General features: G+C 36.6%; 16 protein-coding genes. 7 read left to right on the top strand and 9 right to left on the bottom strand.

Going from position 1 to position 14090, the window contains the following annotated elements; translation table 11 throughout:
• Both NL42_RS16335 and NL42_RS16330 read left to right on the top strand, forming a co-directional pair.
• The coding region (locus NL42_RS16335; protein ID WP_461313538.1) for a hypothetical protein at positions 1-602 on the top strand (602 nt) is incomplete at its 5' end.
• Positions 603-881: 279 nt separating this feature from the next.
• Positions 882-1250, top strand: a complete 369-nt coding sequence (locus NL42_RS16330; RefSeq protein WP_461313537.1) for a hypothetical protein — start codon at positions 882-884, stop codon at positions 1248-1250.
• Positions 1251-1295: 45 nt separating this feature from the next.
• On the opposite strand, the gene NL42_RS16325 is transcribed toward NL42_RS16330, so the two are convergent.
• Both NL42_RS16325 and NL42_RS16320 read right to left on the bottom strand, forming a co-directional pair.
• Positions 1296-1610: a putative quinol monooxygenase gene (locus NL42_RS16325; RefSeq protein ID WP_461313536.1), complete on the bottom strand. Its 315-nt coding sequence runs from the start codon at positions 1608-1610 to the stop codon at positions 1296-1298.
• Between the two features lie 13 nt (positions 1611-1623).
• Positions 1624-2211, bottom strand: a complete 588-nt coding sequence (locus tag NL42_RS16320; RefSeq protein WP_461313535.1) for an NAD(P)H-dependent oxidoreductase — start codon at positions 2209-2211, stop codon at positions 1624-1626.
• 242 nt (positions 2212-2453) lie between these two features.
• Between NL42_RS16320 and NL42_RS16315 the strand changes: the two genes are divergently transcribed.
• Positions 2454-2819, top strand: coding sequence for a hypothetical protein (locus tag NL42_RS16315; RefSeq protein WP_461313534.1), 366 nt, complete (start codon positions 2454-2456; stop codon positions 2817-2819).
• A 371-nt stretch (positions 2820-3190) separates the two neighbouring features.
• Entirely contained in the window at positions 3191-4420 is a 1230-nt protein-coding gene (gene craA / locus NL42_RS16310; RefSeq protein WP_461313533.1) for a chloramphenicol efflux MFS transporter CraA, read from the top strand.
• Between the two features lie 37 nt (positions 4421-4457).
• Here craA and NL42_RS16305 read toward each other — a convergent pair whose 3' ends face one another.
• The 5 genes from NL42_RS16305 to NL42_RS16285 form a co-directional block, all read right to left on the bottom strand.
• Positions 4458-4994, bottom strand: a complete 537-nt coding sequence (locus NL42_RS16305) for a hypothetical protein (RefSeq protein WP_461313532.1) — start codon at positions 4992-4994, stop codon at positions 4458-4460.
• Positions 4995-5020: 26 nt separating this feature from the next.
• The gene (yccS, locus tag NL42_RS16300) at positions 5021-7171 is read right to left on the bottom strand and encodes a YccS family putative transporter (RefSeq protein WP_461313531.1); all 2151 of its coding nucleotides are present in this window, start codon (positions 7169-7171) and stop codon (positions 5021-5023) included.
• Between the two features lie 203 nt (positions 7172-7374).
• Positions 7375-7944: a superoxide dismutase [Cu-Zn] SodC gene (gene sodC / locus NL42_RS16295; RefSeq protein WP_461313539.1), complete on the bottom strand. Its 570-nt coding sequence runs from the start codon at positions 7942-7944 to the stop codon at positions 7375-7377.
• A gap of 125 nt (positions 7945-8069) precedes the next feature.
• Positions 8070-9188 carry an AI-2E family transporter gene (locus tag NL42_RS16290; RefSeq protein WP_461313530.1) on the bottom strand — a complete coding sequence of 373 codons (1119 nt, stop codon included), beginning with the start codon at positions 9186-9188 and terminating at the stop codon, positions 8070-8072.
• Between the two features lie 124 nt (positions 9189-9312).
• Positions 9313-9957 carry a ParA family protein gene (locus NL42_RS16285; RefSeq protein ID WP_461313529.1) on the bottom strand — a complete coding sequence of 215 codons (645 nt, stop codon included), beginning with the start codon at positions 9955-9957 and terminating at the stop codon, positions 9313-9315.
• A 159-nt stretch (positions 9958-10116) separates the two neighbouring features.
• On the opposite strand from NL42_RS16285, the gene NL42_RS16280 reads away from it, so the two are divergent.
• Positions 10117-10584 carry a Holliday junction resolvase-like protein gene (locus tag NL42_RS16280; RefSeq protein WP_016140053.1) on the top strand — a complete coding sequence of 156 codons (468 nt, stop codon included), beginning with the start codon at positions 10117-10119 and terminating at the stop codon, positions 10582-10584.
• Positions 10585-10722: 138 nt separating this feature from the next.
• A complete protein-coding gene (locus NL42_RS16275) occupies positions 10723-11286 on the top strand; it encodes a hypothetical protein (protein ID WP_016140054.1) in 564 nt (187 codons plus the stop codon).
• A gap of 51 nt (positions 11287-11337) precedes the next feature.
• On the opposite strand, the gene NL42_RS16270 is transcribed toward NL42_RS16275, so the two are convergent.
• The gene (locus NL42_RS16270) at positions 11338-11871 is read right to left on the bottom strand and encodes a hypothetical protein (RefSeq protein WP_461313528.1); all 534 of its coding nucleotides are present in this window, start codon (positions 11869-11871) and stop codon (positions 11338-11340) included.
• Between the two features lie 26 nt (positions 11872-11897).
• Positions 11898-12686: a class I SAM-dependent methyltransferase gene (locus NL42_RS16265; protein ID WP_461313527.1), complete on the bottom strand. Its 789-nt coding sequence runs from the start codon at positions 12684-12686 to the stop codon at positions 11898-11900.
• A 127-nt stretch (positions 12687-12813) separates the two neighbouring features.
• Here NL42_RS16265 and NL42_RS16260 point away from each other — a divergent pair.
• Positions 12814-14090 (top strand): hypothetical protein (locus NL42_RS16260; RefSeq protein ID WP_461313526.1); only part of this gene is annotated, 1277 nt, incomplete at its 3' end.

Genomic DNA, 14090 nt, shown 5'->3' with positions numbered 1-14090 from the left:
ATTTTAATGTGATTCTATTGAAAGCTCAATCAAATACAGCATTGGAAAATCCCTCAAGCAAATATGTTGATCCGTTGTCTAATATTTTATTTATGATCTATTGTCGCGTATTAAATGATAATATTTTTAGTAAAGTAAATTCTGGTGTGATGACAATGACTGTACTGGCAAAGGATGGCTCACTTATTGGAGAAGATAAAAAAAGAAATTCTGATTGTAATTGGGAACAATATAACTATATTGATTTTGGTAATAAATCTATTCGAAAAAGGCTATTAAATACACCTGAATACCGTGTTGGCCCTCATATTCCACAATTTAGTTCTGCTGAATTGGATTCGAAAGATAGAATGCTTACGATAGAGTTATTAGTCAATGAAAGAGGTGATGTTGAAAAAGTTGGTTATCCAAGTATTTATTTTAGTGATGAGTCAGATAAAATTTATCAAAAATTAAAACCATCATTTCAAAATGCAAAGTTTTATCCCTATATTGTAGACAATGAGGCAAGAGCTTTTTTAATCAACCAAAATGTAGATATTCAAGGTTCTGGAGAGGTACATTTATTCTCTAAAATTTTAAATACTATTTTAGGAAAGTGAAAAACATTTTATAGACCTATTGATGTAGTCTAAAAGTTATTTTACAAACTGGTATTTATGCTACTCACTATTAGTATTTACAAGTTTGCTATCCCATCAGAATATGATTAAGCAAGGTTAAGAGACTAAGAGCAAAACCGCTATATAGTCCAATAGCCTAAAATAGGTAAATTATTTGATCTTTAAATAGATCTATTTTGTAGAACTACATAGTTTCTATAGAGTAACCGAGCAAGGCATAGCATCATAAAGCTATGCCTTTTGTTTTTGGTGATAAAAATGCAACGTTTATTTTTAATTTCAGCGCTCTGTGCTGGACTTTTCACTGGGTGTGCGACGACCAGTAAATTAATTCCTTTTGTGGGCTCCGAAACCCCAATGCAACAAGTAATTAAAGCTCAACCTGAGATTGTAAAAGAGCACAATAACACCTCAGTTCAGCAAGTGTTTAACCGAGTAGAATCTCCAACTGTTTCCCGTATTGTTGTTATTCAAACAGGTTTAATGGATGACTCTGTCTCTGCCATTCGAACAGAATATGCATTTAAATTAGTCGATGAAAAATGGCAATTGCAGAATAAGCAAAAAAGCTATCAGTGCGCGAGAGGGAAAGGCTCTAGAGGATTCCAAACACAGTTTTGTTCTTAAAAACAAAAAAGACGATAAATATATCGTCTTTTTTTATGGGCTAAATTATACGCCGCTTTCTAAAATTTTAATTTTGACATCAATGACATCATCTTTAACTGCTGCATGATGGGCTTGCATATGAGGTGTAGCCAGATGTGCTTCAAGATGGCTAACATTTTCCCATTTTTCTAACATCACAATCGTTTCAGGTTCTTTTGTTTGGAAACTGGCATTTGATATGTGATCAATCAAAGGCTCGTAGCCATGGCAACCATCTTCCGCTAAAACAGTAGGAATGATTTTTTGAAATGCATCCAATACGTTTTGGCGATGCTGTCCACCCGATTTAGTATGAATTTCCGCAATAATAGTAAGCATGGATTTTTCCTTATTAGGCTGCTGCAAATACAGAATTTAAGTGGGTTTTATATTCTTCAACATAACTATCAACGTCAGGCATTTTAATCACGTCGTTTACAATAAAAGTCGGTAATGTGCTCATGCCTAAGAACTGATTAGCTTTATGAAATGGTAAATAAACACCATCTACACCTACGCCGTGGAAGAACTGATCTGCATCGTCAAATGCTTCCATTGGTGCATTCCAAGTCAATGACAGCATATATTTTTTGTCATGAATTAAACCACCTGAACCATATTTTTTTGATGCATCAGAACGACTACGACCATCATTTGCGTAAAGTGAACCATGACCTACAGTAAATACATCATCAATATATTTTTTAAATGTCCAAGGCGCGCCCATCCACCAACCTGGCATTTGGTAAATAACGACATCTGCCCATAAGAATTTTTCAACTTCATTTTCGGCATCATAATCGCTATCGGCACGGGTCATTTGAACTTCATGGCCAAGTTCCGTGAGATGGGTCGTTGCGAGTGTAGTTAATGTGTCATTTAATTCACCATTTGAATGTGCAAATTGTTTGGCACCATTAATCACTAAAATCTTACTCATGGGAGTCACTCTAATTAAATTCCTAAATTTGATGTGTACTTTACGGAATTTACTCTTGTTGAAAAATGCAAGAATTTGAAAAATATTGTTGACTAAAAATCAATAATATTGGATTGCTATCTCATTCTTAGTTATTTGCTTTGAAGAAAAGCTTTATATTTATAAATCCGTTTACAATGTTGAACGGAAAAAAGTATTTGTAGTCTTTAGCATTAAGTTTGGGTAAATCTAAGAGATCACGTATGAGAAAAATGAGTTTGCTGATTGCTTTTAGCCTTCTAACGCTAACGGCGTGTACTCCAGCGAAAAATTCTTCTGCCCAACTTGCGGATAGTCCGATACAAGCGGTATTACTTGATCAGCCGGATCTTTTAAACGATGCAAACAATTTGGATATTTCACAGCAAATGAATGCTGCCGATGATCCCTCTAATGCTCAAGTCATTATTTTACAGACAGATCCTAGCGAAGATGCGATAACAAAAGTCCGTACAGAATATTTATTAAAGCGAGACCAGCAAGTCTGGAAAATTGTAAATAAAAAGCAAAGCTATCAATGTACACAAGGACAAGATGCCCCAGATTTTCAAGTTAATCCTTGTCCTTAATGCTTAATTTTTTATCGAATATGTGGATAACTTTGATTTTGTGCACAACAGGAATTTGTGGGTCTTTTAGTGCAAAAAACTGAAATTTAAGCTTCTTGAAATTGCATGATTGCTGATCAATTTAAAAAGTGCTATTGTTGCGCTCGGCAATTGTGCCAATTGGTAAAAATTACCGAATCTCACGTCATACATTTTTTCTCGTTTTAGACACCTTGTGAATACGGTGTTTCACTTTCTAAACATGCACTCTCACGGCATATAAAAACTTATCTAAAGATTGATAGACCATACTGTCATCGTCATGACTACATTATTTATTTCAATATGTAGTTGCTGAGACATTTTGGCCGCTATTTTGAAGTGTACAACTCATGAAAAATATTCAAACGACAACGTTGAACCGTACAACGTTGATGTTTCCTTTGGCCTTAGTGCTATTTGAATTTGCGGTTTATATTGGCAATGACCTTATTCAGCCAGCAATGTTGGCAATTACTCAAGATTTTGGTGTAAGCGCAACTTGGGCACCGTCTTCAATGTCATTTTATTTATTAGGTGGTGCCACGGTTGCATGGTTACTTGGGCCGTTGTCAGATCGTCTCGGACGTAAAAAAGTACTGCTAGCAGGGGTTTTGTTTTTTGCTCTATGCTGCTTCTTAATTTTACTAACACGGCAAATAGAACAGTTTTTGGCATTAAGATTTTTGCAGGGAATTGGCTTAACCGTAATCTCCGCAGTCGGTTATGCCGCTATTCAAGAGAGTTTTGCTGAGCGTGATGCAATTAAAGTTATGGCACTCATGGCAAATATCTCGTTGCTTGCACCTTTGTTGGGGCCAGTACTTGGAGCCTTTTTAATTGATTATGTGTCTTGGCATTGGGGCTTTGTCGCCATTGCTGTATTGGCATTACTCAGTTGGGTCGGTTTGAAAAAACAGATGCCAAGTCAGCAGGCCAGTGTAACTCGACAACCTTTTAGTTATCTCTTTGATGATTTTAAAAAGGTGTTCACTAACCGCCGTTTTTTAGGCTTAAGTCTTGCTTTACCGTTGGTGGGCATGCCTTTAATGCTTTGGATTGCTTTATCTCCAATCATTTTGGTAGATGAATTAAAGCTCACCAGTGTGCAATATGGTTTGGCTCAATTTCCAGTATTTCTTGGTCTCATTCTCGGGAATATTGTTTTAATTAAAATTATTGACCGTCTAGCTTTAGGTAAGACCATTCTGATTGGTTTACCGATTATGCTGATTGGAACACTTATTTTAATATTGGGTGTAGTTTGGCAAACCTATTTAATTCCTTGTTTGCTTACAGGCATGACGCTCATCTGTTTTGGTGAGGGAATTAGCTTTTCAGTCTTATATCGCTTTGCACTCATGTCATCTGAAGTATCAAAAGGAACGGTAGCGGCTGCAGTCTCGATGCTATTGATGATGAGCTTCTTTGTAATGATTGAGTTGGTGCGTTATCTCTATACTCAATTTCATTTATGGGCCTTTGTATTATCTGCATTTACCTTTATTGCTCTTTGGTTTAGTCAACCACGAAGTGCTTTAAAGCAGGAAATGCAAGAAAGAAAGCTCGAAGGAAATAATTAAATTAAAAAAACCGGAATCGATATTCCGGTTTTTTTAGCTATTCTTTTAACATTTTTTCCATTTCCTCGTGGTCTGTTTCATAAGTACAACCTAATAATGTCATCGGACTTTTTCCGGTCATTTCTGATAAGTTGAGATTATGATAAACAGTAAAAGAATCTGCTGTTGCAGGTTCTGTCTTGACAGTGCGAACACCTCTAAAAAAAGGTAATGTTTTAAAGTCTGGATGCTGAGGAATATTAAATTTCTTTGAAAGTTGTTGAATATTTACATTACGAAAAACGGCAGTTATACCTTGGCCTGCTAGGGCAATTTCGTTTGTCTTTAAACCAAACAGTTCAATGGGGTGATTAGTTTTATATAAATAAATGAAAGGTTGGTCTGAATCTTCAATTCTTTTAAAGCCAAGCGCTGATAAATTTTCATCATATTCAGAAGCAAAACTGGTATAAGTTTCTTGATCTGATTGACACTCTATAATCTTTTTTAAATCATTTATTTCAAATGCATATGATGTGCTACTCAGCAATAAAAAAGTGGCAGATAGAAATTTATATATCTTTGGAAAGTCCATTTTTTATCCTCAATAAAGTGTTATAGCTATTTAATCTCTTGTTCTAAAAGCTTACCTTTTAAAGTTAAGAGTTCAGGTAGGGTTTCTAATAGTAAACTCATTTGTTTTAAGACTAGAGTATAGCTTTCCGAAAAGTGCTCATGAGTTGTTAGATTTTGAATTTGTTTTAAAGTTCGCTCAAGAAAATTAAAGTCAACAGAAGCTTGTTCAAATAAACTCTGATTAAGAATGTGCTGACAATCCAGTAAGAGCTGTAATACCTGTTGATCCTCAATTTTCTGCCGTTGGCTACCTAACGCTGCCACATAGCTCAACTGGCTGTGGCTATAAACTAAATAGCGAAAAGCGTAATGAATGAGTTGAGGATTTGGATTTGGTTCAGCACTTAAACTCGAGATCATGTTCGACAGCTCGATTTGAGCATTATGAGCAGCACGACGAATTCGGCGGTACTCTATATCCTGATTTTTACCATATTGATATTGCTCAACAATCACATTGAAATAATCTAATGTTGCTTTGCTGCTTTTCTTAATATTGTTGGGAATATTGCGAAAATTCCAATCAGGCCATATAAAACTTACAGCGAGCCATGCAATAAAACAGCCTAACAGCGTATCTATCAGGCGAGGTAAAATAATGCTGTAGCCTGCGCCTTTTAGGTTGAAAATTAACAGCACCATGAGGGTGGCCATAAGTGTAGCCAATGCATATTTCTTTTGTCGTAAATAGAAAAAACAGACTCCGCAAATAATCGTAATGATGAGCTGACCTTCAATACTCGGTACAAAATATAGAATAGGTATTCCTAATAAAACACCGAGTAAGGTGCCAATGGTTCTTAGTTTAAGACGGCTTTTAGTCGCAAAATAAGTGATTTGGCAGACAAATAAACTCGTCAGTAAAATCCAATAGCCATGCTGAGCAAATGGTAATAATGAAATCGCATAACCTGCAGCGAAAACGACTGCAATTCGTATGGCATGTCTAAACAATGCCGACTGTGGTGTAAGCTGTTGCCGGAGTTTTAAGATCAGATCTGAAAACCCTTGAATATCATCATCAAGTAAATTTAAGTGTTCTTGTCTTGTTTGGGTATTATTTTCAGGGAAAGGCTGTGCATATTGTAGTTGTTCAAACTGTTCATGCATTCCTTTTAAATTATCAAAAATAAGTCTTAAATTTTTCACTTCAAAGTTTTGTGGATGCTGCTGTATCCAGTCCTTTAAAGAACTTTCCAAATGGTTCAATACCGTCCGACTTTCTTGCGATGGTTGAGATGGCCGATTATGCAAAATACACTGAGCTAGATCTTGGCATGCTTGTGCTTGTAGGCGCAGGTTTTTTTGGAAACGGAAAATAAGATCACTACGGCTGAAGTTCTGTTGAATATGTTCGTAATGTAAATAATTAGAGGTTGCTTGCTCGTGAATGTCCCGCGCAAAAAAATATAGGTTTAGCCAATAAATACTTTTATTACTGACGCGCGAAGCCTTGAGTCGAGTGAGCAGGGAGCTACGTATTTGATTGAGACTTTGAGCAACTTGCGTATTTTGTAAGGACAGTTCATATAAAAGTTGTTCTACATTTTCTTTATTGTCGGGATCAAATAAGCGTGCTTTTGCTTGTAGTAGAACAGAAATTTCTTTAAAAATTTGTGAGAGCTTATCTTGTAAGGGAAGTGTTGGTTTAATAATAAAAAACACAATAGAAGTGAAGCCATACCACAAAGCGCCATAAACAAAATAGGTAGGCTGTTGATACCAGTGCGTATATTCTCCTAAACCGAACATGCTATAAATGGAAAGCAAAATAGTGCCAAACGAAATTGTGGCATAACGTTGCCCTAAAGCGCCTAATAAAATGAAAAAAGCACTAGAAAGAGAAAGATATAGAATAAAGAAAATTTTGTAGGGAGCTAAAAAGCCAAGAATACTGCTGACTGTAAAAAAGAGGAGGCAGACATAAACCAAGTTACGTAATCGAATACTTAAGCGATCATCAAAGTCGGTTAACGCTGCTGCAATCGCTCCTAAAGTCACAGGAACGATGAGCTCGTTATGTCCTAGCCAAAGTAAACCCAAAGTTGTGCCTGTGAGTACAATCAAAATTTGCAGGCAATAAATTAAAATGGAGTTTGTCTTAAAACTATTAAATATTTGGGTCAGATAGTTCACGGCTTTTGTTCTAAATTAGAGAAAATATGAGAAAGCAGTATGTAACTTTAAATTTTTATTACTTCAAAAATATTATTCTTTTTATCTACAAAAGTCAGTCATTTTTTAAGATTTTATTAGGCTTAAACCAAGTTGTAACGATCAATAAATTAACAAAATTGTGGATATCTTTTTAGATACCCACAATTTGAAAAAGACATAAATTATTTAATCACACCACATGCAATTCGAGCTCCGCCACCGCCGAGAGGCAGAGGTGAGTCTGAGTAGTTGTCGCCACCCGCATGAATCATAATAGCTCGACCTTGAAGATCAGCAAGTTTCAATCGAGGTGCGATCACAGCAGTTGTTGCAACACCTGTGTTGTCGACCACTAAAGCAGGTAAATCACCTAAGTGGCCAGTGGTTGGCGTACCGTGATGAGGAGCTTGATTCGGGTTGTAGTGACTACCAGCAGCTAAAGCAGCACCAGCTTTTCCATCTTTTACAGCTGGTTCACAAGAGGCATTTTCATGAATATGGAAGCCGCGTGTACCACTTGGTAGGTCAGCTAGAGCAGGGGTAATAATTAAACCTTTGTCGCTATCTTGAAAGCTAATCGTACCTAATTTTTTACCAACACCAGCGGCAGTCACTTCATTTACATCGACTACTTTTTTCGTATGCATTGTCGTTAATGCTTGAGCTGTATCTGATACAGTTTTTGTGACTGAACTACAGCCAACCGTAAAAAAAGCTGTAAGCGCACAGACTGCGCCAATTTTATTAAACATCTGCATGATCGGATGTCCTTATAAATATATATGATTGTTAGATTCAAACAAACGCAGGTCTAGCCTACAAGTTAATTTAAATAGTCACTTTGTATCTAGAAACATTTTTAAATTAAATAAATATGTCACTCTTTATCGCTGGAAGATTCACTTTCAGAATCATAAATCATAGTCGTTTTAGGCATCGGTTCAGGCTCAATGGTTTCATGTAACCATTCACGCCAAATTGCCAGTAAAATAGCCAGAATTACAGGGCCAATAAATAAACCTACCAATCCGAAGCTCGCAATACCACCTAACACACCAAACATAATTAATAAGAATGGAATTTTTGTGGCACCAGAAATTACAAGTGGTCGAATCACATTATCTGAGCTACTAACAATCACTACACCCCAAACCACTACACCAATTGCTTCCATTGTTTGTCCTTGAGAGAACAACCATAGACCGACACCTAAATAGGAAATTGGTGTACCAAATGGAATTAAAGCCAATAAGAAAGTAGCAATGGTAAGTACCATTGGGTTTGGGACACCTGCTACGAAATAACTTAATCCAGCTAAAACAGCTTGAGCAATTGCAGTTAAACCCACGCCATAGACTACGGCTCGAGTCGTTTCAGAAATGGTATCTAGATAGTGGTGAATACGAGGACCGATGACCATTTCTAAGGCTTTACTCACCTGAGATAAAATCATTTGACCATCACGATAAAAGAAAAAGAGAGTAAATACGGCAAAGCCAAATTTGACAACATTTTTACTAATTTCACCGAGCAGCATTCGGCCATAACTTAAATGGCTTTGAACCCAAGCTGCAATATTCTGAATGGTGCTATTAGGATCGTTATTTAACTCATTGAGTGTACGAGAAATTTCCTTTCCAACAAAAGGAAGCTCGCGAATAAAATCAGGAACACTTAAATGACCTGAAAAAACCTGACGTTGTAAATCAAAATATAAGTTGCGGCCTTCATGCTGCAAAATAAAAATAGCACATGTAAAAGGGACGCCAACAACCAAAACGACCAGACTAATCATTAGCGTTGCATTTAACGTATTACGGGTTTCTCCAAAAAAACGTTGAATTCTTAAATAAATAGGCCAAGTCATATAAGCAATGATGGCAGCCCAAAGTACAGGAACAATAAAGTATTTCAGGATATTAAATCCTAAAAAAATCAAAATAAAAAACAGCCCAAACAATAAAACGCGCTGTAAATTAGGAGCGTATGGATGCACGAACAATATTTCTCTAATTTTCTACATAGAATAAAGTCATATTAACTGAAAAATAACCTGAGGCAAATTTTAAGGCCGTAATGTAAAGAACCTTATACATCTCTTTTTAGAGACTAAAAGTTATTTAAAACCACTCAGCTTTATCTTCAACTAACTTGTTTAGAACAGGTTGCCATTGGTTTTGGATCGTAAGAAAGTTTTTTTGAGGCTTATCAAAAATGCTTAAACCTTGCATCGCTAAGCTACCATAAGCAGTACGTTCAGCAATCCACGCAACAGGTTCCTGTTCAATTTTTTCAAAAAACTGTTGAATATCTTTTGAGCTTGCACTATTCGGTTTTACACGATTGGCGAGAAGTAAAATCTGTACTTTGCCTTTACGAATACGCTTAATATCTTGTAAATGCTTCAAAAAGCGACGAGTACTCTCTATATCGAAAAATGAAGGCTGAAGTGGAGTAATAATGGCATGAGCTTCACTAATGAGTTGCTCAGCATGTTCACCTGAAAGTGCACCAGGTGCATCAATAATTAAATAATCCAGATTTTTAGGTGCATCACCAATTGATTTTTCATGACGCCAGTCGAGGCTTTGAATCCTTGCGACCGTGTCGGGGCGCTGTTTTAACCACTGTAAAGCCGATTTTTGATTGTCTGAATCTGCTAATGCTACTTTATATCCTTTTTGTGCCAATGCTGTTGCCAACGTAATGGCCGTCATGGTTTTTCCGCATCCGCCCTTTTGATTTGCTATAAGTATCGTTTTCATAAATCCAATTATTTTCAGCAGCACATTTGTTTATGTTTTATACCTTAGCATCTTTTTATGTGAAGGAGATGACCACATTTGACAAAAGTTTAAGCTGTTTCGTTATTTTAGATATGATTAGATCTGTAATCTTGATTCGCGTTTTTTTAAGGAAAATTTATGTCTGTATGGCTTGCCATGCTTATTGGTGCTGGAATTGGCATCATTATCACTACTCTTATTTTATCAAACACCCGAAATGGCCGAATTAAGGCTGAATATGAACAATATATTGCTGAACTTGAACTCGAGCATCAGCAAGCTCTCACTCAAGCACAAAAGAGAAGTGTAAATACAAGCCGTGCAGTGTTGAAAGGAAAAATGGCAGAACAATTTGCTCCTATTTTGCCAGAATTTCAGTATCTACCCAGCGATGCAAAATTCATGGGGGATCCAGTAGATTATATTATTTTTGATGGATACACCGATTTTCGGGATGGTGACGGTACGGCAGAAGACATCAATATTATTTTACTTGATGTAAAAAGTGGCGGTGCAAGACTCACTAAAGGCCAGCAGGCCATTGCGCAAGCTGTACAGCAAGGAAACGTTCGTTTTGAAACTTTAAGAATTCAATTGGACGATTAAATAGAAAATTTGAATGCACAAAAATAGACGAAATTAAGCTGTATTGTTACTAAATTCCGATATTTTTTTCATCACTTAAGGCTACTATAAATTGAAGATCTTTTTAATTTGATCTAGCAATATTCGAGGTGTAAAGCGATGAAAAAACAACGTTTAATGATGGGCTTATTAGCTGCTATTAGCATGAGTTCAGCATTTGCATCGACCTCAAGTGAATATAATATTGCCAAAGGTTTGAGCCCCGTTGAAAAAGACCAGTCAATTTCTGTATTGCAACCTTTTCAGGGGAATTTCAGAATACTAGGTTCAAAAATATATCACAGTGATGAGCAAGCTAAGTTTTCACCTATTGACTATGCGGTAAGTTGGGGACTGTTTGCACAGCCTGAAATTGCACGCCATATTTCAGTAAAACAGTATGACCGTTATTTAAACTGGAAAATTCCTAAATTACCTGTTCCAGCAGAGCAAGCCATGCAGATGGTGTCTAACATGCACATTATTCCTGCAAACCCTGAAATTGCTCAGCAGATTAAACAAGTTAAACGTGGTGATCTGGTCTATTTAAAAGGTGATCTTGTTGAGATTAAAGACAAAGACTTAGTCTGGAAATCTTCACTTACGCCAACTGATACCGGCGATGGTGCTTGTGAACTATTCCGTGTGCAATCTATTCATTGGGTTGAAAAGCAAAATATTTAATTTAAAAAAGCCTTCATAAATATGAAGGCTTTTTAGTAAGCAATATCGTTTTTATTTCTGTTGCGATGCTTTCCAATATTTTAATTGGTTCTGTGCTTGTAAATAGTCAGCAAGATCATTGATCTGCTCATCTTTAGTCGCGTGCTTATCGCTATAGTGTTTTTCTTGATTTTCCCAATATTGATACAGTAGGCCTTGTACATAACGGCCTTGTTCAGTTTTTAAATCTAGATCTTTTAACATGGTAAGTGCAGAGCGCACATTATCAAGCGTACGCTGTTGCTCAAACTCTGTTGTTAGTGTTCCTGCTTCATGCATTTTTGCTAACTCATTTTCCATCTCGTCGCTCATTTCTGTAAAGCGGCGGTCATAGTCCTCTAAGAGCGCAATATCGTGTGCATCATCAGCAGTCGCTGGAAAAGTCTTAACAGGTCTTTCATTTAGTTTTTCTAAAACCTGATCGGTAGATGATGTTGCTGAGTTTTGCTCAGTCTTTGCAGGCTCATCCGCTTTTTTACAAGCAGTAAGTAATAGGCTAGAGCAAAGCAAAGACATTAATATGACCTGAGGTGTTTTCTTGTTCATAACTTTCAACCAAACCTATTCACTAATTATTTAACGGGTAACGTACTTTTCTGAAAGTGATATGCATATGTGACATATGGAAAATCAATCTGATCTTGAGGACCCAGTCCGGTAAAATCATAAACAATTTTTTCAAACTGTGCTTTGAGTTGTAGTTGATCTTTTTCGGTCATTGCAGCAATAAAACTTGTTGAGAGTAAACGTTTACTCACCACTTGTTCGACAGAGCCACGTTGTGACTGTGTAAACGTTTGTAGGCTATCAAACAGAAATAAATCTTGCTGTTCAAACACACGTTTCCACTTTTCACTATGGTAACGAGGCGTGTCTCCTTCTAGTGGAAGCAGAAAATCAGCTAAAGCTTTGACCCAATCTGTACGTTCATCGCTTTGATTCCAAACGAGCCCTAAATGCCCTTCTGGTTTTAATATCCGATACATTTCTGTTAGGGTGTCTATGTTGTCAAACCAGTGGAAAGATTGCGCACAAATAATGGCATCAATTTTATGGTCCGCTACAGGAATTGAATGGCTAAAAGCCTGTAATGTTTTGATATTCGGATAAACGTGTTGAAGCTGCTGTAACATCTCGCCAATTGGCTCAACTGCAATAACATCTGCATGTGTTTGTTTTAAGTAGGGTAAGAATTTGCCAGTACCTGATCCAAGATCGATAACAGTAGAGTTTTCCTGTATTTGTAGGCAGTTTTGCAGCCAACTTACTATTTCTTCGGGATAATTAGGTCTAACTTGCTGATAAAGTTCAGCAGCTGAGCTGAAGCCTTTTTGAGCGGCAGGATGTAAGGATTGTGTCATATTTTGCGCTTTTTAATCTGACTGGCATCTATAAAATAAGATACTCCGCAATCATAAATTGGCAAAACACCTATTTTGTTTCATTTTTGACGTTGTATGTGGGAGTAAATTTTCTTTCGGTGTGAGCATGGATAAGCAAATTATTTTTGAAGACGAACACATTAGAGCCATTTTTTTACCAGGCGATTCTAATACATTGGTTCTCTCTTTTGGCGATTTGATTACCCGAGCGAGTGGCTTATCTATCAATGCTGAAAAGTCCCTAATTAAATACCAATACAATGTTATTGGAATAATGCCAAAACAAAAATCATGGTTTCCTCAAGCGAGCATGATTGAGCTGGCGAAAACAATTTCGCCTGTTCTTCAGGGTTTTAAAAATATTGTGGGTTATGGCGGTTCGATGGGCGGCTATGCAGCAATCAAATATTCTAATTTATTGAATATGAACCGTGTGATTGCATTTGTACCTCAATATTCAATTGATCCTGATCAAGTTGAAGATCGACGCTATGCTGAGTTTTTCGATGCTGTGTCAAATAAAGAGATGCAGATCCAGCCACAAGATGTGGACGCAGCACGTGAATACGTCATTGTTTATGACCCTTATTTTGCGACTGACCGCGAACATTACCTAAAAATAAAAGCGTTGTTGCCAAGCTTGCATACGATTCATTTGCCATTTACTGGTCATGAAGCATTGTCTGTACTGGCAAGTTCAAGTTTATTGCATGATTTTATTGAACATGACTTTGATGAAATTTATTTTTATCAACAAGTTCGCAAGGTCAAAAAGCAAAGTAAATTTTATTTCCGTAATGTACTTGCACATGTTCTTTCGCATCATGACGACATGTTGTTAAAAATATTACGCCAAAATGATTTTCAGCTTGATGAGCGTTATTTTGATAACCCACTTAAACAGGCTATTACTCGTAGTCTCATGAAAGCAAAGCAGGCAACTGATTTAGACTTTCAAAAACTAGGTATTAAGGTACAGCAAACCCAGCAAGAGGCGAGTTATACAGAAGGGTTACAAAATAGCTTTGGTTCAATCTTGGTATTCAACCTCATTAACTCAAAGTTTGAGAGTTATGCTCTAGATCTTCTGTTGGCAAATAAGTCTTATTTGATTCCAATTGTGGCTGAACACACTGGTGTAATTCACATTGAATTAAATAACGAAACTTATTTGTTAGGAATGAATGATCGCAAAGTCATTAAATTGTTTAAGTACGAAGAGCCTTTAACATCTGACATGAGCCCATTTGTAGTCAAAAAATATTCCGATTTTTTTGCAATCAGCTATAAACAATTGAATTTATCTTGTGATGAACACGGGATGTGTGAATTTATAGAAGGTTCAATACAGCCTACTGAACAACTGATCTCAATCAGCTATTA

This window comes from Acinetobacter sp. GN11, from assembly GCF_054823985.1.
The sequence above is the reverse complement of the archived record's forward strand: the minus strand, read 5'-3'. Positions and strand labels throughout refer to the sequence as shown.